Raw genomic sequence first — 19,718 nt, 5'->3', positions numbered from 1 at the left:
GGGCGCTGACGGGCGGGATCGGTTCCGGCCGTTCAATCATCCGGTCGCATGGCCGGGTGTGCGGTCCGCGGCGGGTCCCGTCGTTCTGTGCCCGTCGCTCTGCTCGGTGACCTGCCTGATCAGAAAGGCGGCTCCCCAGGATCAGGCCGGCGCGCTCCGGCCGTTCCGGGTGTCCCGTGAGCGTCAGTGATGGACCGGGCGCCTGTTCGGCCGCCCAGGGCTCGCCGTCCGAGGAGCTGGCGCATGTCCTCAGCGAGGCTCGTGATCTCGCTGTCGTCGGTGTCTGTGTCCCCGGGGTCAGCCAGGTCGGTGCGGTGAGCGGTGGTGGTGCTGTCGGCGACGTCCGCGTCGTGGGTGGCGCCCGTGTGATCCGTGGTGACCGGGCCGGTCTGGGTGGGTGGTCGGGTGTAGGTGTGGCCGGTGGGTGCCGTCCATGTGGTGATGCCGGTGTCGGGGTCGCGGCTGACGTCCCAGCCGTGGTGCGTCTTCGCCAGATGGTGGCCGCGGCACAGCGGTTGCAGGTTGGTGGCGCGGGTCTGTCCGGGTGCCTCGGGTGATTGGCTCGCCAAGTCGAGCTGGTGGTCGAAGGCCTGGATGTGGTCGAGGTCTGTCCAGCGCGCCGATCGGTCGCACTGGGGGAAGCAGCAGGTCTGGTCCCGCGCGATGACCGCGTGCCGCAGGGTCTTACCAGGCTGGTAGGTGGTGGTGGAGTAGTCGGTCAGGATGCCGGTGACCGGGTCGGTGAGCAGGCGTTGCCAGGTCGCGTCCGTCGCGATGCGTGCAGCCTGGTCGGCGGGGATGGGTCCGTACCCGTGCAGGTGGCCGGGGGTGTCGTCCAGGCCGAGGAGCATGGTGGCCGGGACGGTGACGCGGACCTGGGGCCTGACCGTGATGACCCGGATCGCGGTTCCGCCGCAGGCGCAGCCTCCGCAGGTGCACCCGGTAGCGGGCACCGTGGTGCGCGGCATGGTCTGCGCGCCCGTGTCCGGCGTGGCGCCGCTGCGCAGGGTGCCCGTGCCTGGTGCGGCGCCGGTGCTGGCCCCGGTCCCGCTGGCGGGGGTGCATTCGGGGTGTGGGGGAACGATGATGCGGCCTGTGGTCAGGGCGACGAGAGCGTCGGCGCGGGCCTGGGCCAGGGTGCGGGTGTTGCCAGGCGTGCGGCGCAACGTGTGGGCGGTCTGTTCGACGGCGTCCCACACGGCGGCCGCGTCAGTGGCCGGCAGGTGGGCGCTGAGCCAGGCCATGGCGTTGTCGGCGGGGTCCAGGAACACGGCGCGGCGGGTGGTGGCGTGCTTGGCGACTTCGGTGGTGCCGTGCAGTCGGGTGGCGAACTGGTTCATCGTGTCGCGCAGCCAGCGCCGGGTGTGGTCGGGGGCCTGGGGGAGGTAGAGGGTGATGGCCTGGTCGCGTTCCTCGATGGTCAGGGGGTTGCCGGCGCGCAGCAGGATGTCGGCCTTGACGGTGTCGACGTGACCCTGGCGCAGGGCGTTCATGACCCGGGGGTGGTCGGCCAGGCCGGTGCCGCGGGCCATGAGCTTGTTCGCGTCGGTCTGGGGGATGTGCAGGCGGGCGCTGATCTCGGCGGCGGCGGCGTTGTGCTCGGCGGTCCAGCCGCGTCGTCGGGCGATCTCGCCGGTGGCGCGCGACTGCATCGCGGTGGCCCAGGAGATCATGTCCTGCCACCGGGCCGCGACATCGACCAGGTACCCGTCGTCCGTGTCCGCCACCTCGATGCTCGTCAGCGCGGCCACCAGATCTGCGCCCACGGGCAGCGCGGCAAGGTCGGGCAGGTCAGCGGGCGCGGCAGCACCCACCCGGCCGGTCTGCTCGCCGGCAGGGTCCGTCGTCGTCGGAGGTGTGGTTCCGGCGTGCTCGTTCCAGGTGACGACGACCTCGGGCGCCGGCCCCCTGCCGTCCGACGGCAGCGCGGTCCAGCTCAGGCACGGAGTGGCGGCGCGAAGAAGCGTGTGCGAACCAGTCGTCATGTGCCTCCGCAACGACCGTTCGACAGCCGTGACGGGTCCACCGCTCACGTTCAGGATCTCGTCCACACCCGGTCCCTTCAACTGCTCCAGCCCATTGTTCCCAAGCATTGCTGACACATCGAATATATGTTCGATGACTGGGAGTCGCATCTCGAGATCCAAAGTTGTGGACAACGCCCTGCACGCCCGAGAACCGCTGCTAGCATCCCGATCGTGACTCCGAACTTCTCCGTCCTGCCGCCCCCGGTCGTCTGACCGGAGCGGCACCACGACCGGCCCGCAGCGGCCGGTCATGCGGCGTGCTCCGAGACGTTTCCCCACCCTCCCGGAAGCCCGACGGAACCCCAGGTACCTGCCTGTGCGAGCTCCTGTCGGCTCACGGGACCCCTCGGAACACGCCGGGACCTGCGGTCCCGGTCAGGAGCACACATGTCATCACCTCGAACCGGGCTGCTGCTCGTCTGCCTCGCCGGCGTCCTCTGGGGCACCGGCGGCCTCGCCCTGGAGATCCTGCGCGACCACTCGTCGATGTCCGTCCTCACGGTCAGCGCGTACCGCATGCTCATCGCCGCCCTCGCCCTGGTCGCGGCGTCGTTCGTGCTGCGCAGGGGGCGGCAGCTCGTGGCACTGGTGCGCGCGCACCCGGTGCGCGCGTCCCTCGTGGGCCTGGGAACGGGCGCCTACCAGGCGCTCTACTTCGGGTCCGTCGCGACCGCGGGGGTCACCGTCGCCACGGTCGTCAGCCTGGGCCTCGCGCCGGTCCTCCTCGCCGCGGTCGACCTCCTCCGGGCCCGACGGCGGGCGACGGTCCGCGCCCGCTCCGGCCTGCGGCTCGGGCTGGTCGTCGCCGCCGCGCTGTCCGGCCTCGTGCTCGTCAGCGCGGCGTCCGGCGCGGACGCCGTCGGCAGCCGCCCGGTGCTCGGTCTGCTGCTGGCCGTCGCCTCGGGCTCGGTCTACGCCGCGACGACGGCGCTCGGCGGCACCCTGCTCGCGTCACCGGGCGTCGACCCGCTCGCGCTGACCACGGTGGCGACGACGGCGGGCGCCGTCGGCCTCGTCCCGGCCGCGCTGGCCGGGGGCGGGACGTTCGTCACGAGCGACCCGGTCGCGCTCGGCACCTTGGCCTACCTCGGCGTGTTCACGATGGCCCTCGCGTACGGGCTGTTCTACGCCGGGCTGCGCACCACCCGGAGCGGCGCGGCCGTGGTCGCGACGCTGCTGGAACCCGTGACGGCGGCGGTCGCGGCCGCGGTCGTGCTGGGCGAGCGGCTCGGCCCGGCCGGGATCGTCGGCTCGGTGCTCATCCTGGCCGCGGTGGCCGGGCTGGACGAGGCGTAGCCGGCGCGCTCAGGCGTACGACCAGCGTCCGTCCTGGCGCGGCTTGCGCTGCGCCGGGGCGGACGCGTCGTACTCGACCGCGGTCATCTGGCCGGTGTTGTACTGGTCCGCGATGTACTGGCTGAACTGGCCCGAGTCGAGCGTGTGCGCGTTGTCCTCGTAGTCGTACTCGTTGTAGCCGCCCTGGGTGCCGTAGCCGCCCGGCGCGGCGGGAGCGGGGGCCGGCGCCGCCGCGTGCGTCCCCGCGGGCGCGGCGTACGCGGGCGGCGCGGACTGCGCGGCGGGCGCACCCGGGTAGGAGCCCGAGCCGTACGCCTGCTGGCCGGCCCCGTAGTCCAGCTCGGAACCCGCCGCGTACTGCGGCTGGTAACCCGCCGGCTGGTAACCCGCCGGTTGGTATCCCGTCGGTTGGTATCCCGTCGGCTGGTACCCCGTCCCGTACCCGGGCTGGGCGCCGGTCTGCGTCCCGGCGTCGGCGGCCGGCAGGTAAGACGGGTAGGCGCCCGTGTTCACCTGTTGCGGGGCGGGCTGCCAGAGGTCGGCCGGGGGGTTCGGCGAGTCGAACGACGGCGTCGCGCCGGCCAGGCTGTGCGCCGCCTGGTTCTGTGCGAACTGATCGTGTGCGAACTGATCGTGTGCGAACTGGTTCTGCGCCGCGAACAGCGCCGACGCCCCCGCGTCCGGCTGGACGCCGTTCAGCTCGCCGTGGATCCGGCCGGCGAGGTTGGCGGCGATGGCGAACCGTAGCGGGGCGAGGGAGTCCACCGACATCGTGCCCGTCACCGCGGGCGGCGGGAGGAACGCGAAGACCTCGTCGTCGCCGAGCCGCATCCCCTGGTCGAGCGCCGCGTTGAGCGTCTCCTCCAGGAGGTACTCGGCGCGCCCGTCCTCGCCCTCCAGGTCGGCGAACATGTCGTCCATCGAGCTCCAGCGGCGTTCCAGCGTGCCCTCGACCGTGTCGAGGAACCACCACCCGTCCTGCGACTCGAGGAACATGTCGCCGAAACAGGAGGCGAAGCGTGGCGTCTTGCCACCTGTCCCTATCCACGACCAGGACGACAGCGCGAACTCGTAGGCGTCAGGTGCGAATTCTCGGATCAGGTGCACCTTGCGAATGTTGCCACGGTCACACTCCGAGCAAAAGGGGCGTACTGGATATGTAACGATTCGGCTCGGGCGAATCACCCAGTATTTTCCTCCCGGAAACACTTGGCGCTCGTCGACCGGCGATCGCTAGCGTCGGGCCATGGAGCGCACCGACAGCAATACCAGCGAGAACGCCCCGGAGAACGCCCTGGAGTACGCCCCGGAGAATGTCCAGGAGAATGCCAGTCGAGCCCCTGGCGGCGATCAGCTCGCACTCGACGCGCGGGTCCAGGAGTACTACGCGGGCCTGACCGGCTGGGACGAGCACGCCCGGCTCACCGCCCGCTCGGCGCAGGGCCCGCTCGAGCACCGCAGGACGCAGGAGCTGGTGCGGCAGCGCCTGACCCCGGGCGCGCGGGTGCTCGACGTCGGGGGTGCCACCGGCGTGCATGCCGCACCGCTCGCGGCGGACGGCTTCGACGTGCTGCTCGTGGACCCCGTCGCCGAACAGGTCGCGCGGGCCGCGGAGCACGGCACCTTCGCGGCGCGCGTCGGCGACGCCCGTGACCTCGCCGCACCGGGCCTGGCCCTGGCGGACGACACGTTCGACGCCGTGCTGCTGCTGGGCCCGCTCTATCACCTCGTGTCCCGCGCCGACCGGCTGCGGGCGCTGCGGGAGGCCGTGCGCGTGACCCGGCCCGGCGGCACGGTGGTCGCCGCGGGGATCACACGGCTCGCGGCGCTGGTCGGCGGCGGGTACGAGGGCTTCCGGCCGCCCACCTGGCAGGCGATCCTGGAGCACGGCGCGGCGCCGTCGGACATCGCGTTTCCCGCGGCGCACTTCCACGACGCCGCGGAGCTCGCGGGGGAGGCGACCGAGGCGGGGCTGTCCGACGTCGTCGTGCACGGGGTCGAGGGACCGGCCGGCGGGGCGCTGGAACGGGTGCCGCTCGCCGACCCGGAGGCGCCCGCGCTGATCGACGCCGCGCTCACCCTCGCCCGCGCCCTGACGACCACACCCGGGGTCACCGACATGAGCCAGCACGTGCTCGCGATCGGTACGGTGGCACCATGAGCGCAGGGACGAGCCCGCAGATCAGCCCTGCGACGAGCGCCGATACCGGCCCGGGGACCAGCGAGATCCCCCGGGCCGACCCGCCCCTGGCCGCCGACGAGGTCACGATGCTGCGCTCGTTCGTCGACTTCTACCGCGCCACGATCCGGCGCCAGTGCGCGGGCCTGACGGCGGAGCAGCTCCGCACACCGCACCCGCCGTCGACCATGACGCTCGCCGGGATGCTCAAGCACCTGGCCTACGTCGAGGACTTCTGGTTCTCCGTGCGGCTCCTGGGGAACGATCCCGCGCCGCCGTGGGACACGGTCGACTGGTCCGCCGACCGCGACTGGGACTGGAACAGCGCCCTGACCGACTCCCCGGAGCGCCTGACCGCGCTGTTCGACGGCGCCGTCGCCGCCTCCGAGCGGATCCTCGACGAGGCAGTGGGCCAGAGCCAGGGCCTGGACCAGGAGGTCGCGCGCCCGGCCGGCCATGCCGGGCACGGCGGACGGGTCACGCTGCGCTGGATCCTGGTGCACATGGTCGAGGAGTACAGCCGGCACGCGGGGCACGCCGACCTGCTGCGCGAGGCCCTGGACGGCGCGACCGACCTGTAGGGCCGGGGCCAGCAGGACGAACGCGGAGGGACGAACGCGGAGGGACGAGCTCAGAACAGGAACCACGCGTAGTCGGCGGCCTCGAGCACGATCCAGAAGCGCAGGAACCGCCCGACCAGCCCCGTGCTCAGGAACAGCCACATCCGTACGCGCAGCACGCCCGCGACCACGGACATGACCATGAACGGCGGGAGCCCCGCGAACGCCGAGGCGAAGAGCACCACGCCGAGGTACACGGGGCGCCCGTCGGTGCGGTCGCGCCAGCGCGTCATCGCTGCCGCGACCTTGGGTGAGTCCAGCTTGCTGCGCAGCCACGGCAGGCGCGTGGTCCCGGCGCCGGCCCAGTACCAGAGCAGCTTGCCGGTGATCTGGCCGACGGCGGCGACGGCGGCCAGCACGACGCTCGGGTACGTCTGGTCGGCGGCGGCGACCGCGAGGTAGGCCTCCAGGGCCAGGAACGCGGCGACGGCGGCACCGGCCGAGTAGAAGAAGGTGGACAGCAGGAGCATCGGGCCGGGTCTGTCCTCAGCAGGAGGGTCGCGAGCCGGACGGCCGCGAGGCGGGTGGCTGCGTGACGGTGGGGCTCGGCCGAGTGGCCGGCGTCACAGCGTGACGGTAGCGCCTACGGCCACGAGCTGCCGAATCAGGGCCTCCGCGGGCGGCGCGGGCGGGCCGACGGTGAGCGCCATGACGCGCCGCAACGCCCCGGGCAGGGGAGCGGAGGCGATCCCCGGGTGCCGGTGCGCCAGGAGGGTCAGACCCGGCAGCAGGCTCACGCCCGCCCCGGCGGCGACCAGCGCCTGCACGGCCACGTAGTCGTCGGTCTCGAACGCGATGCGGGGCGCGAAGCCGACGGCGGCGCAGCGGGCGACCATGTCCGCGCGGCAGCGTTCGCAGCCGGCGATCCAGTCGGCGTCGTCCAGGGCCTTGAGGTCGGGGGCGACGCCGGGCCCTGGCGCGGCGTCGAGGTCCGCGGCGGTCACGAGGTTGACCGGTTCCTCCAGGATGGTCGTCGACTCGAACCGCGACAGGTCGTCCATCGAGCGGGCGTGCCGCACGTCGACGTGCTCGAACACCAGCGCGACGTCGACCGCGCCGGACTGCAGCGCGGCCACGGCGTCCGGCGGCTCGTGCTCGACCAGGCCCACGGACAGGCCGGGGTGCTCCTGCACCAGCCGGGCGACGGCGTCGGGCACGAGCGTGGCCAGCGCGGAGGGGAAGGCGGCCAGCCGGGCCCGGCCTGCCCGCAGCCCGGCCAGGGCGTCGAGCTCGCGGCGCGCGCCCTCGACACGCCCCAGGATCTCCTCGGCGCGGTTGGCGAGCAGGCGGCCGGCCTCCGTGAGGCGGACGCCGCGGCCGTGCCGCTGCAGCAGCGGGAGGCCGGCGTCGGCCTCCAGGCGGGACAGGTGGTGGCTCACCGACGGCTGGGCGTAGTGCAGCTCCTTCGCCGCGGCCGTGACGGAGCCCGTACGGGCCACCGCCGCGAGCACCCGCAGCCGGGTGAGGTCGAGCTCTGCGGTCATGAGCCCAGGCTAGCGCAGAAAGATAGGTGCTATCGATCGAAAGTCGAAGTAACAAGTATTGGACCTATGGGTCATGGGCGGGTCACGCTGGATTCATGATGGTCGCGCCCGCCCCAGACGCCGCCCACGCCGAGGCCACCCACGCCAACGGCCCCCACACCGATGGCCCCCGCACCGATGGCCCCCGCACCGATGGCCCCCGCACCGCCGTCTCGATCGCCGACGTGCTGGCCGCGCAGTCGCGCCTCGACGGCACCGTCGTCCGCACCCCGGTGGGCCAGTACCCCGACGTCGACCGGGCGGCCGGCACCACCGTCGTCGTCAAGCACGAGAACCAGCAGCGCACCGGAGCCTTCAAGGCCCGCGGCGCCAGCAACCTCCTGCTGTCCATGTCCGACGCCGAACGCGCCCACGGCGTCGTCGCCTACTCCACCGGCAACCACGCCCAGGGTGTCGCCTACGCCGCCCGCCTGACCGGCACCGCCTGCACCATCGTCATGCCCGACGACCCCAACCCCGTCAAGCTCCGCGCCGTCCTCGACCAGGGCGCCGACGTGCTGCTGCACGGCGCCACGTTCGACGACGCCCGCGCGCAGGCCACGGCGCTCGCGGCCGCCTCGGGGGCCCGGCTGGTGGGCGCCGCGAACGAGCCCGCGATCATCGCCGGCGTCGGCAGCCTCTACCTCGAGCTGTTCCAGCAGGCGCCCGGCCTCGACGTCCTCGTGGTCCCCGTCGGCGGCGGTTCCGGCGCCGCCGCGGCGGGTCTGGTCGCCTCCGCCGTCGCGCCCGGCACCGAGGTGATCGGCGTGCAGTCCTCCGCGTCGCCCGCCGCGCACGACTCCTGGCACGCCGGGACGCTCCTGGAGCGCGCCAACACGACTCGTGCCGAGGGGCTCGCCGTCGGCTGCGGGTTCGAGGTCACCCAGGGGCTGATGCGCCGGCACCTGGCCGACTTCGTGCTCGTCACCGACGAGCAGATCAGCGACGCCCAGCAGCTCTACCTCACCGGCGCGCACACCGTCGCCGAGGGCGCCGGGGCCGCCGCGCTCGCCGCCGTCCTCGCCGACCCGGAGCGCTTCGCGGGCCGCCGCGTCGGCGTCGTCTGCACTGGTGGGAACGCGAGCGGCGACGAGCTGCGGCGCGCCCTGGGTCGCGCCGAGGCACCCACCCCCGACTAGGCTCGGCCGCATGGCCCGCTACTTCGACGTCCACCCCGTCGACCCACAGCCGCGCGCGGTCGCGCAGGTGGTCGCGATGCTGCGCGACGACGCCCTGATCGCCTACCCGACCGACTCCTCGTACGCGCTGGGCTGTCGCATGGAGTACCACGACGGCGCGGACCGCATCCGGGGCATCCGCCGGCTCGACGACAAGCACCACTTCACGCTGGTGTGCGCGGACTTCGCCCAGCTCGGCCAGCTCGTCAAGCTGGACAACTCCGCGTTCCGCGCCATCAAGGCCGCCACGCCCGGGCCATACACGTTCATCCTGCCCGCCACCGCGGAGGTGCCGCGCCGGCTGGCGCACCCCAAGAAGAAGACCGTGGGCGTGCGCATCCCCGACTCCGCCGTCACCCAGGCGCTGCTCCGCGAGCTCGGCGAACCGCTGCTGTCCTCCACCCTGATCCTGCCGGACCACGCCGAGCCCCTGACCGACGGCTGGACCATCAAGGAGGAGCTCGACCACGTGCTCGACGCGGTGGTCGACGGCGGCGACGCCGGGACCGAGCCGACGACCGTCGTCGACTGGTCCGACGGTTATCCACAGGTGGTCCGAGAAGGTGCCGGCGACCCCGCCCGTTTCGAATAGCCTGGGGGTCATGACCGACCCCACCGGGCTCGAGCAGGCCCGCACCAAGATGACCCAGGCAGGCGTGGCCCCCGCCGCGATCGAGACGTTCACGCGCTTCTACCACCTGCTGGAGTCCGGCGAGACCGGCCTGATCCGCGAGAACGACATCGACCCGCTGGTCGACATCCCGAACCGGGCCGAGCTCACCATCAGCGACGACGACGCGGCCGCCGCCCTGGCGCAGACTGCGATGCTCAAGCTCAACGGCGGTCTCGGCACGTCCATGGGCATGGACCAGGCCAAGTCGCTGCTGCCCGTCCGCGAGGCGCCGGACGGCGACGGCGAGCTGCTGACCTTCCTCGACATCATCGTCGGTCAGGTCCGCGCCGCCCGGCAGGCCACGGGGGCACGCCTCCCGCTGCTGTTCATGAACTCCTTCCGCACCCGCGACGACTCGCTCGCCGCCCTGGAGCGGTACGCCGACATCGCGGTGGACGGCCTGCCCGTCGACTTCCTGCAGAACCGCGAGCCCAAGCTGCTGGCCTCGGACCTCACGCCCGTCACCTGGGAGAAGGACCCCGACCTCGAGTGGTGCCCGCCCGGGCACGGCGACCTCTACCCGGCGCTGCACGCCTCGGGCGTGGTCACCGCCCTCCTGGACGCGGGTTTCCGGTACATGTGCGTCTCCAACTCCGACAACCTCGGCGCCACTCCTGACGCCACCATCGCCGGCTGGTTCGCCGCGTCCGGCGCCCCCTACGCCGCCGAGCTGTGCCGCAAGACCGCCGCCGACGTCAAGGGCGGCCAGCTCGTGGTCCGCAAGGCCGACGGCCGCATCGTCCAGCGCGAGACCGCGCAGACCCACCCCGACGACGTCGCCGCGTCCCTCGACGCCACCCGGCACCCGTTCTTCCACACGAACAACCTCTGGTTCGACCTCCAGGCGCTCTCGGACGAGCTGGAGCGCACCGGCGGTGTGCTCGAGCTGCCGCTGATCCGCAACGACAAGACGGTCGACCCGTCCGACGCGTCGTCGCCCGAGGTCGTCCAGATCGAGTCCGCGATGGGCGCCGCCGTCGCCGTCTTCGAGGGCGCGACCGCCATCGAGGTCGAGCGGTCCCGGTTCCTGCCGGTCAAGACGACGAACGACCTGCTGGTGCTGCGCTCGGACGTCTACACGTTGACGGCCGACTACCGGCTCGAGGCCCAGGCGCCCGCGCCGCTCGTGGACCTCGACAAAGCCCACTACAAGCTGATCGACGGCTTCACGCGCCGGTTCGCCGCGGGCGCGCCGTCGCTGCGCGACGCGGACTCCCTCACCGTCCGCGGCGACTGGACCTTCGGGTCGGGCGTGCGGGCCGAGGGCAAGGCCGAGCTGTCGGGCGAGGGCGGCACGGTGCCGGACGGCGCGACGATCGGCGCCGAGGGGTTCTGACGCCGGCTGCGTGGTCGGTAGATCGTGAGGCGGTCGGTAGAAGGTCAGGTGATCGGCAACTCGGAATGCCGATCACCTGACGATCTACCGACCGCTCGCCGGTTTACCGATCATCTGCCGCGCCGGACGTCGTCGAGCGCCACGCCTCCTCGAGGGCGACGATGCGTGCGCGCAGGGCTGTCGGGTCGGCGTCCGGCGGCACGGGTCCCGTCGCGGCGGCGTCGGCGAGCCAGTCGGCCCAGGCCTGCCAGCGCGGCAGGTAGAGGTCACGGACCAGACCGTGCCAGTGCCGGCCGGAGTAGTCGTGCAGGCCGTTGTGCTGGCCGCCCCAGACGCTGACCAGGCTCCGCGCCTCGCGTTCCATCGCGTCGCGCTCGGCCGCGGTGTCGCCCCAGCCGCGGGCCGCGTCGATCCACGTCGATACCCGGGTCTCGGGGCGTCCGGCGGCCAGGGCGTCCAGCACCAGCAGGTCGGCGCGCAGGCGTCCCATGTGGCCGCGGACGCCGTCGGGGTCGCCGTCCCGCGCCGCCGCGAGGATGCCGCGCACGTGCGCCCGCGTGCCCTGCGCGAGGACGTACCCGGTGAGCTCGGCGATGTCGGCGGCCAGGATGTCGGGCGCGGTGGGGCGGGCTGGGTCGCCGCGGGGAATGCTGTCGCCCGCGGCGCCGTCCGAGGACCCGCCGGACAGCGCCCGGTGGACCGCGGCCAGGTCCCGGATCGCGTCAGCCAACCGGGGGAGGGCGGCCGCGGTCGCGGGGTCGTTCTCGGCGTCCACGTCGGACGACGGTGTCGGTGGCCGGGGGCCGGCGATCGCCTCGCCTGCGCTGCGCTGGGCGGGGAACGGCAGGCCCGCGCTCCACGGTCGGGCGATCACGGGCGTCGGGACGGATCGGGTGCGCCCGGCACCGTAGAGCATCGAATAAATAGTGTGCCAAGCGCGCAGCGCCACGTCAGCGGGTCCCGGCACCACGCCAGGGAACAGCCCCGACGACCGGGCCGGTTCTGGAGATCTGGCCGGTTCTGGAGATCTGGCCGGTTCTGGAGATCTGGCCGATTCCGGCAAGAGCTGCGGTTCCGGCGGTCGAGTCGGTTCCGCCGGATGGGGCAGGTGTGACACCTCGGCCAAGCCGGAGTGCTCGGGCTGACCCGGCCCGGGCAGGCCTGTCGGCTCAGCCAGGCCCGGCGACCGGGGCAGCCCGTACCGGGTCAGCACGAAGCTCTCCAGCCAGGCGTCGAGGTCGGCGGGGGAGCGCGGGGCGTCGTCCCAGGCGAGGTCCGTCGCGAGCTCGTAGAAGACCTCGTTGTTCTCGATCGCCTCGGGGGCGAGGCCGACGCCCCGCAGGTGCGCGACGCCGTCGGGCAGGGCGCGCACGTCCCGGACGAGCCCGGCGAGGTCGCCGAACAGCGCGGGCCGGCCGCCGAAGTTGTGCAGCGCGCACCAGACCCAGGGCCGACCGGCGAGCGGCCCGCCGTCGGCGAGCAGGGCCGCGTGCAGCGGCACGTGCTCGCCCCAGAGGTCGAGGACGAGCGTCCGGTCGACGGGGACGTCGCGCAGGTACGCAGCCACGCGGTCCGGCGTCCAGAACGCGCCCTTGTAGTGGAACGGCCAGCCCTGGAGCACCCAGACGGGGTCGGGTTCCGCAGCGGCCCGGGCGCCCTCCGCGAGGGCGCGGTACATTCCGCGTCCCGCGGCGCGCAGGTACCCGACGTCGCCCGACGGCGGGACCGACTCGATGTACGGGTCCACGGCGTAGAAGCCCGTCCCCGGACCGAGCAGCTCGCGCTGCACCGCCGCGAACGTCGCGTGCAGCTCCTGGAACCGCGGGGACTCGGGGTGCAGCAGGGGGATGTGCCAGCCCTGCCACTCGATCTCGTCGACGGGCGGCCCCTGTGCTGCACTCTGCTGTCCCGGGACCTGTCCGGCGAGGGCCGGCGGCACGTGCCCGCCGAACCCGGGCAGTACCGGCGTCATGCCCAGCTCGCGCATCCGCGCCAGGACGCGCCGGGCGAGGTCCACACGGCGTTCTGCCCACCGGGCGGGCAGCGGGCCGCCGAACGAGTGCATGCCGCCCATGAAGGTCCACGGGAAGTGCGCGGCGCCGCCGATCCACTCGGCGGTCCCGGCGTCCGGCAGGCCGGCGCGGCGGAAGGTCTCGGCGAGCACCGCCTCGTGCGCCACCAGCATGAGCGGGTGCGTGACGCCGTGCAGCGCCATCCAGTCGATCTCCCGTTCCCAGCGGGACCAGCCCCAGAACGGGGTCGAGTACCCGAACGTGACCACGTTCAGGTAGTACCGCACGGCGTGCGGTGACGAGACAGCGGTGCGCGGGGCGTCGGGGAGGTGTCCGTCGCTCACCTGCGGGCGCGACCACGTGATCCGCGTGCCCAGGTGTGTGCGCACGTACCGGCCCAGTGCCACCGACGCCGCGACGGGGTCGGTCGCCCGGATCGTCAGGCGGCCGCCCTCGGCGCGAAAGTCGGCCGCGCTCGGCCCCGCGCGCTCCGGCCCCTCGTCCGATGACGCGCTCGAACCCCGTTCGGACAGCAGCTCCACCGCGACGCGTGCGGGTTCGAGCCCCGCGCGTCCGGCGACGCCGCGGACGGCGTCGACCCACGCCGGGCCCGTCATACCGGACCCGCCGGACCTGCTGAACCCGCCGGACCTGCTGGACCCGCCGGACCCAGCGCCGTCCTCGCCCATGCCGGGAAGTCCACCACACCGGCCCCGGTGCGCGACTCCTCGGCGGCGAACGCCATGAGGTGACTGTCCAGCGCGGTGGCGAACGACAGCTCGCCCGTGCCCACGGTGCCGTCCGCGACGGCCCGGCAGAACGCGTCCATCAGGCCGTCGTCGCCGCCCGCGTGCCCACGGTGGTCCGCGGCCACGGTGTCGGCGCGGGCGACCAGCGTCCAGGTCGGGTGCCCGAGAGGCCCGGCGACGCCGGAGGACACCACCTCGATGTCCGGCCCGGCAACCGGCGGCGTCTCGGCAACCGGCGGCGTCCCAGCGGCTGACAGCGACCCGGCGGCGAGCAGCGCCTCCGGCAGCTCGCCCGACGGCGAGAACAGGTCGACCCGGATCTCGCCCGACCCCAGGTGCCCGTGGAGCTGCCCGCGCGTGCCGGTGATCGCGAGATGCCGGGTGTTCTCGGCGGTGAACGCGCTGGCCGTGAGCGTGGCGGTCAGCCCGGAGGCGAACCGCAGGAGCGTCTGCTGGTGGTCGGCCACGTCGTTGTCGCAGCGGTAGACGCAGCGCCCGTACGGTCCGCGGCGCAGGGCCGCGAGCCGGCCGGCGGGGGAGAGGTCGTCGCCCAGCATCGCGACGGGGTGGCTCGTGACGTCGCGCAGGGCGTCCACGTAGTAGCGCGGCGCGTAGAACGGGCAGGACGCCGCCGCGGGGCAGCCGTCGGTGCAGCGTTCGGGCGCGCCGGCAGGCGCGTTCTCCGGCCGGAAGTGCAGCAACGAGCCCTCGCTGGAGACAGCCTGGGGCGCTGCGCCCGCGAGCCAGCGGATGAGGTCGAGGTCGTGGCAGGTCTTGGCCAGCACCATGGGGCTCGACTCCGCGGCGTTGCGCCAGTTGCCCCGCACGAACGAGTGCGCGAAGTGCCAGTACCCGATGTTCTCCCGCACCTCGATCGTCGCGAGGTCGCCCAGCGTGCCGGACGCCACGATCGCGCGGACCGCCCTCCAGAAGGGTGCGAACCGCAGCACGTGCCCGACGGCGATCCGGGCGCCCGTCCGGCGCACCGTCTCGGCCAGGTCGGTCAGCCCGGTCAGCGTCGGGGCGGCGGGCTTCTCCAGCAGCATCGGCAGGCCGGCCTGCGCCACCGCGGCGGCCGCGGTGACGTGGAGGGCGTCCGGCAGCGTGATCAGCACGGCGTCGGGGCGCAAACGGCCGAGGTCGGCGACGAGGTCGCGCCAGTCGGGGTACCGGGCCGCCGTCGTGCCCGCCAGGGCGTCCAGCCGGGCGGGCGCCGGGTCGGCGACGCCCACGATCCGGGCCCGGTCCGGGTGCGCCCGTACCCACCGGCCGTAGGCGTCGGCGCCCCGCCCGCCCGCGCCCAGCACGGCCAGGCGCAGCGGGGCGGGCAGACGATGCGGCGCCGTCATCGTTCTGCCCCCTGGACCAGGCCCGACACGATGTACCGCTGGGCGAGGAAGAACACGATCACCACGGGCACCGTCACCGCGATGGACCCGGCCAGCAGGACCGTCACCGGCACCTGGAAGTCGCCGAGCTGCGCGATGCCGAGCGGCGCCGTCCACAGGTCGCGGTGCTGCACCAGGAACAGCAGCGCGTAGAAGTACTCGTTCCAGGCGATCATGAACACGTAGATGGCGGTGGCCACCACGCCCGGGACGGCGATCGGCAGCACCACCCGGACCAGGAGCTGGCCGAGCGAGCAGCCGTCCATGATCGCGGCCTCCTCGACGCTGGCGGGCAGCGCCAGGAAGAAGTTCCGCATCATGTACAGCGCCACCGGCACGGTGGCGGCCACGTAGACGATCAGCAGCCCCACCAGGGAGCTGGTCAGCCCTAGCCGGGACAGGATCACGAACTTCGGCACCGCGAGCACGATCCCCGGGAACAGGTAGACCGCCAGGATGATGCCGTTCGTGACGGCCCGTCCCCGGTACCGCAGCCGGGCCGCCGCGTAGGCGCCGAGCACGCAGACCACGATGCTGAGCACGACGGTCCCCAGGGCGACGCCCAGGGAGTTGAGCACGAACCGGCCCAGCCCGAACCCGCCGTCGGCCTCGTCCCGCATCGCCGTCCCGAACGCGGACAGGTCCAGGGTGGTCGGCAGGCCCAGCGGGTCGCGGGTCACCTCCCCGTACGGGCGCAGGGAGAGGACGACGCCGTACGCGACCGGGCCCAGCGACCACAGCAGCGCGACCGCGACGACAACCGCGCGGCCGGCGCGCGCCGCGGGGGTGGGGCGGACTCCGCTCATGACTTCTCCCTCAGGACAGGCCTCATGACTCCTCCGTCCGGCGCGACAGCACCACGTACCCGACCAGCAGCGCGCCCAGGACCAGGCTCATGAGCAGCCCGAACGCGGCCGCGCTGCCGATGTCGGCCTTGGTCACGAGCTCCGTGTAGACCTGGATGGCCATCACCTGGGTGCTCCCGGCGCCCTCGGTGAGCAGGTAGACGTCGTCGAAGCTCTGGAACGACCAGATGAACCGCAGCAGCAGGAGCAGCAGCGCCACGGCCCGCAGCTGCGGCAGCAGGATGAAGCGCAGGTTCTGCCGGCGGTTCGCGCCGTCGAGCGCCGCGGCCTCCTCGATCTCCCCGGGCACGGACTGCAGCCGGGCGGTGAGGAAGAGGAACGCGAGCGGCGCCGACTTCCAGATGTCGAAAAGCACGACCACCAGCAGCGCGACCGGCACGGGGATGCCCCAGACGTCGGCGGAGGTGGTGCTGAGGAAGCCCACCGGCGTGTCCCAGCCGAGGTAGGCCCGCCCGAACGCGTTCACGACGCCGTACTGCGGGTTGAGCATCGTCTTCCAGATGGTCGCGGCGGCGACGACGGGCAGCACGTACGGGACCAGCAGCAGGGCGCGGACGAGCCCGCGGCCGGCGAACGGGCGGCGCAGCGCGAGGGCCAGCACGAGGCCCACGGCCAGCGACCCGGCCGCCGTCAGGCCCGCGTACAGGACCGTGGTCCCGAGGGCGCCCCAGAACGCCTGCGACGCCGCCGCGCGGCGGAAGTTGTCCAGCGACCACTCGATCGGCTCCGTGCCGAGGAACGGGATGTCGACCAGCCGGATCTCCGAGAAGCCGAACACCACCACCAGCGCGAACGGCAGGAGCACGACCAGGGCGACGACCGCCAGGGACGGCGAGACGAGCAGCCACCCGGAGCGGTTCTCGCGCCGGGCGCGCCCCGTCGCCGTCCGGCGCGTCGCGCGGTGCGGGGGCGCAGGGGACGGGCGGGCGGTCCTGGCGCGGTCGGGCGCCGGGCGACCGGGCGTCACCGGTCCTGCTGCAGCGCCGTCACGTCGGCGGCCATCTGCCGGGTCACGTCGGCGGGGTCGGTGCCGCGGTACAGCGGGTCGAGCTGCTGCGCGAGGGTGCCCTGCGTGGCGACGAGGCCGGCGAGCGTCGCGTCCGGTGTGCCCTGGCCCCAGCGCGCGACGGCGGACATGCCCTCGCCCATGGCGGTGACCAGGTCGTCGCCGTACACCTCGGCGACCGACGACTCGACCTTCGGCCCGAAACCGAGGCCGCCCCAGGCGTCCAGGTACGCGGTCGGGTTCTCGGGCGTGCCGGTCCGCAGGGGGAGGCGGCCCTCCGTGGCGACCGCGAGCGTGTCGGCGTAGCCCTCGCCCAGCACGTACTCGACGTACTGCCGGGCCGCGTCGGCGTTCGCGTGGGCCGGCACCGCGTAGGCGAGGGTGGCGCCGAACTGGGCGGGCGCGGCGTCCGCCCCCGCGCCGGAGCCGGCGGGCGGGTCCAGCACGGTGATGAAGCCCGAGTTCTTCGCGAGGAACTCGGGGTCGTCGGCGCACTGCTCGCACGACGGCGGCACCGCCTCGTCGAGGTTCGCGAGCTCGTCCAGGATGTGGGTCGAGAACAGCAGCATGGCGGCGTCGCCCGCGAGGTAGGCGGCGCGTGCCGACTCGACGTCGTGGTCGCCCGCGACCGACGAGTCGCGCAGCTCCTTGAAGAGCCCGGCGGCCTCGGTGCACTCGGGCGAGTCGATGGTCACCTCGCCGTCGGACACGAGCCGGCAGCCCGCGGACTGGAAGATCGACTCGATGCCCTCCGTGCCCGACGCGGTGCCGGACTGCGTGCCCAGGGCGATGCCGGTGACGTCCAGCTCCTTCTTGACGGTCGTGGCGGCCTGCGCGAGCTCGGCGACCGTGGTCGGCACCTCGACGCCCGCCTCCTGGAGCAGGTCGGTGCGGTAGGCGATGAGGTGCACCCAGCCGTCGCTGGGGACGGCGGCGATCGTGCTCTCGCCGGTGGCAGCGTCCTGCACGGTGACCGCGCCGAGCGCGTTCTCGTTGAACGTGGCGGGGTCCAGGGTGTCGAGGGTCTCCTGGACGACGTCGGTGTCCAGCAGGCCCTGGGACTGCCAGGAGGTGACCTGCGAGGCCCCGGCGAGGATCACGTCGGGCACCTCGCCCGAGGCGGCGCCGGTCACCAGGGCCTGGTCCTGGTCGGCGGCGGCGAGCGGGACGACGTCGACCTCGATGCCGGTCTCCTGCGTGAACCGTTCGGCGACCGCCTCCTGGGCGGCGACCCGTTCGGGCGTGGACTGCGGCGTCCAGAAGGTGATGGACCCGGACTGCTCCTCGGCGCGCGCGCCGCACGCGGCGAGCAGCGCGGCGGTGGCGGTCAGTGCGACGACGACGGCGACGGACGGGCGGATGCGACGGTGCATGGTCGTTCCCTCCACGGTGCGGGCCTTGCTGGGCGAGCCTTGCGTGCGGGCACGTGCTGGGTGCCCCAGAGACTTCACCCCGTCGTGGGACCAGTCAAGGACGACGCGCCGGGGACGCCGGGACGGGCACGTCCACGACACGGGCGTCGCCGACGACGGGGGAGACGGCCCCCGCGGAGGCGGCCGCCACGTCGGCGGTCAGGGCTTCGACCTGGCCCTTCGGCACGAGCAGGCGCAGCCGCGCGACGGCGTCGTAGGCGGGGGGTTCCATGACCGCACCGTGCGTGGACGCCCAGTCGCGCAGCATGTTGTCGATCCGGCCGGCGTCGGCGTGGGGGACCGGGACCTCGGTCTCCAGGAGCAGCTCGCGGCGCAGCAGGACGCCGGTCGCGGCGGCCTCGTCCAGGGCCGCGGCGACCGCGCCGGAGTAGGCGCGCACGAGCCCGCCCGCCCCGAGCTTCACGCCGCCGAAGTACCGCGTCACGACGGCGACGAGGTCCGTGAGGCCGCGGTGCCGCAGGACCTCCAGCATCGGCACGCCGGCGGTGCCGCTGGGTTCCCCGTCGTCGGAGGAGCGGGCCTGGTCGGCGCGCGTGCCCAGCACCATGGCGACGCAGTGGTGCCGCGCGTCCCAGAGCTCCTTGCGGCGGCGCGCGATGACGGCGTCGGCCTCCGCGACGCTGCGGGCGGGAGCGAGGTGGGCCAGGAACCGGGACTTCTTGATGACCAACTCGTGGTCGACGGGGCGGGCGATCGTGCCGGGGAGGTCCACCGTCAGAGGGTACGCACCGCGCTGCTGTTGTCGGGCGTCGTACGGTGCTTCCCCTTGATTAATAGTGTGCCAAGCGTATATTCAGACCCATGACCAGTGCCGATGCCACGTCACCACCAGCCTCGATCGGGGAGCCCGGCCGCTACCCGCGCCCGCCGGTGACCCTCGAGGAGGCCGAGTGGGTGTGGCGCGAGCTGTCCACGGAGGCGATGCGGCCCGGGGCCAAGCCGGAGGCGGCGCGCCTGGCGGTGATCACGGGGCTGGTGCGGGCGACGGGCTCCCGGTACGGGGACCTGCTGCGCGTGCGGGTCGAGGACATCGACCTCGGGCCGGCGCGCGCCAAGGCGACCGAGGGCAGCGTGCTGGTGCGGCACGGCAAGCACCGCACGCCGCGCCGGCACCTGCTGCCGGCCGACCTCGTGGTGCTGCTCAAGCACTGGATGGTGGTGCGCGAGGAGCTCGCGGCCGAGCTGGAGGGGTCGGTGCCGCGGGCCCTGCTGCTCACGGTGCACCACACCCACGACAACGGGACCACCGTCGCGTCCGGCCTGCCGATCACACGGCAGGGGCTGGTGCTGTCGTGGCGCCGGTTCGTGCACCGGACCAACGCCCGCTACGGCGCGCTGCGCCCGCCGCTGCCGACCCGCTTCGAGCAGGTCCGCCGAGCCTGGACGGACGCCGCCCAGGAGGGCTGACCGGAACCGCGCCGAGCAGAACACC

17 protein-coding genes are annotated in these 19,718 nt (G+C 73.7%); 7 read left to right on the top strand and 10 right to left on the bottom strand.

Features of this window, described 5'->3' with window-relative positions:
• Positions 1-119 precede the first annotated feature (119 nt).
• Positions 120-1,985: an HNH endonuclease gene (locus ACH45N_RS15525; RefSeq protein ID WP_397395356.1), complete on the bottom strand. Its 1,866-nt coding sequence runs from the start codon at positions 1,983-1,985 to the stop codon at positions 120-122.
• Positions 1,986-2,414: 429 nt separating this feature from the next.
• Between ACH45N_RS15525 and ACH45N_RS15520 the strand changes: the two genes are divergently transcribed.
• The gene (locus ACH45N_RS15520; RefSeq protein ID WP_397395354.1) at positions 2,415-3,323 is read left to right on the top strand and encodes a DMT family transporter; all 909 of its coding nucleotides are present in this window, start codon (positions 2,415-2,417) and stop codon (positions 3,321-3,323) included.
• 9 nt (positions 3,324-3,332) lie between these two features.
• On the opposite strand, the gene ACH45N_RS15515 is transcribed toward ACH45N_RS15520, so the two are convergent.
• Positions 3,333-4,319 carry a hypothetical protein gene (locus tag ACH45N_RS15515; RefSeq protein WP_397395352.1) on the bottom strand — a complete coding sequence of 329 codons (987 nt, stop codon included), beginning with the start codon at positions 4,317-4,319 and terminating at the stop codon, positions 3,333-3,335.
• A 250-nt stretch (positions 4,320-4,569) separates the two neighbouring features.
• Between ACH45N_RS15515 and ACH45N_RS15510 the strand changes: the two genes are divergently transcribed.
• Positions 4,570-5,484, top strand: coding sequence for a class I SAM-dependent methyltransferase (locus ACH45N_RS15510; protein ID WP_397395350.1), 915 nt, complete (start codon positions 4,570-4,572; stop codon positions 5,482-5,484).
• Positions 5,481-6,083, top strand: coding sequence for a DinB family protein (locus ACH45N_RS15505; RefSeq protein ID WP_397395348.1), 603 nt, complete (start codon positions 5,481-5,483; stop codon positions 6,081-6,083). Before ACH45N_RS15510 ends, ACH45N_RS15505 begins: the two co-directional genes overlap by 4 nt.
• A gap of 50 nt (positions 6,084-6,133) precedes the next feature.
• Here the strand turns inward: ACH45N_RS15505 and ACH45N_RS15500 are convergent, their stop codons facing one another.
• Positions 6,134-6,592 (bottom strand): hypothetical protein, encoded by a 459-nt coding sequence (locus ACH45N_RS15500; protein WP_397395347.1) that lies wholly within the window; start codon positions 6,590-6,592, stop codon positions 6,134-6,136.
• A gap of 93 nt (positions 6,593-6,685) precedes the next feature.
• Entirely contained in the window at positions 6,686-7,606 is a 921-nt protein-coding gene (locus ACH45N_RS15495; RefSeq protein ID WP_397395345.1) for a LysR family transcriptional regulator, read from the bottom strand.
• A gap of 95 nt (positions 7,607-7,701) precedes the next feature.
• Here ACH45N_RS15495 and ACH45N_RS15490 point away from each other — a divergent pair, with 95 nt between their 5' ends.
• Genes ACH45N_RS15490 through ACH45N_RS15480 form a run of 3 tightly spaced genes read left to right on the top strand, consistent with a single transcriptional unit; the run spans position 7,702 to position 10,832 of the window.
• Entirely contained in the window at positions 7,702-8,784 is a 1,083-nt protein-coding gene (locus ACH45N_RS15490) for a threonine/serine dehydratase (RefSeq protein ID WP_397395343.1), read from the top strand.
• Between the two features lie 10 nt (positions 8,785-8,794).
• On the top strand, positions 8,795-9,415 hold the full coding sequence (locus ACH45N_RS15485; protein ID WP_397395341.1) for an L-threonylcarbamoyladenylate synthase: 621 nt from the start codon (positions 8,795-8,797) through the stop codon (positions 9,413-9,415).
• Positions 9,416-9,425: 10 nt separating this feature from the next.
• Positions 9,426-10,832 (top strand): UTP--glucose-1-phosphate uridylyltransferase, encoded by a 1,407-nt coding sequence (locus ACH45N_RS15480; protein WP_397395339.1) that lies wholly within the window; start codon positions 9,426-9,428, stop codon positions 10,830-10,832.
• Between the two features lie 103 nt (positions 10,833-10,935).
• On the opposite strand, the gene ACH45N_RS15475 is transcribed toward ACH45N_RS15480, so the two are convergent.
• The 6 genes from ACH45N_RS15475 to ACH45N_RS15450 form a co-directional block, all read right to left on the bottom strand.
• On the bottom strand, positions 10,936-13,533 hold the full coding sequence (locus ACH45N_RS15475) for an alpha-N-acetylglucosaminidase TIM-barrel domain-containing protein (RefSeq protein WP_397395337.1): 2,598 nt from the start codon (positions 13,531-13,533) through the stop codon (positions 10,936-10,938).
• Positions 13,458-14,942, bottom strand: a complete 1,485-nt coding sequence (locus ACH45N_RS15470; RefSeq protein WP_397395335.1) for a Gfo/Idh/MocA family protein — start codon at positions 14,940-14,942, stop codon at positions 13,458-13,460. The genes ACH45N_RS15475 and ACH45N_RS15470 overlap by 76 nt, the downstream gene beginning before the upstream one ends.
• A complete protein-coding gene (locus tag ACH45N_RS15465; protein WP_397395333.1) occupies positions 14,939-15,787 on the bottom strand; it encodes a carbohydrate ABC transporter permease in 849 nt (282 codons plus the stop codon). Before ACH45N_RS15465 ends, ACH45N_RS15470 begins: the two co-directional genes overlap by 4 nt.
• 22 nt (positions 15,788-15,809) lie before the next feature.
• A complete protein-coding gene (locus ACH45N_RS15460) occupies positions 15,810-16,814 on the bottom strand; it encodes a carbohydrate ABC transporter permease (protein ID WP_397395331.1) in 1,005 nt (334 codons plus the stop codon).
• A complete protein-coding gene (locus ACH45N_RS15455) occupies positions 16,811-18,226 on the bottom strand; it encodes an ABC transporter substrate-binding protein (RefSeq protein ID WP_397395329.1) in 1,416 nt (471 codons plus the stop codon). Before ACH45N_RS15455 ends, ACH45N_RS15460 begins: the two co-directional genes overlap by 4 nt.
• A 94-nt stretch (positions 18,227-18,320) precedes the next feature.
• Positions 18,321-18,998, bottom strand: a complete 678-nt coding sequence (locus ACH45N_RS15450; protein WP_397395327.1) for an IMPACT family protein — start codon at positions 18,996-18,998, stop codon at positions 18,321-18,323.
• A gap of 89 nt (positions 18,999-19,087) precedes the next feature.
• On the opposite strand from ACH45N_RS15450, the gene ACH45N_RS15445 reads away from it, so the two are divergent.
• On the top strand, positions 19,088-19,693 hold the full coding sequence (locus tag ACH45N_RS15445) for a tyrosine-type recombinase/integrase (protein WP_397395325.1): 606 nt from the start codon (positions 19,088-19,090) through the stop codon (positions 19,691-19,693).
• Positions 19,694-19,718: the final 25 nt, after the last annotated feature.

The organism is Promicromonospora sp. NPDC019610, from assembly GCF_044389365.1.
Taxonomy (GTDB): Bacteria; Actinomycetota; Actinomycetes; order Actinomycetales; family Cellulomonadaceae; genus Promicromonospora.
Note: the sequence above shows the minus strand (reverse complement) of the source record. Positions and strands in the feature narration are given on the sequence as shown.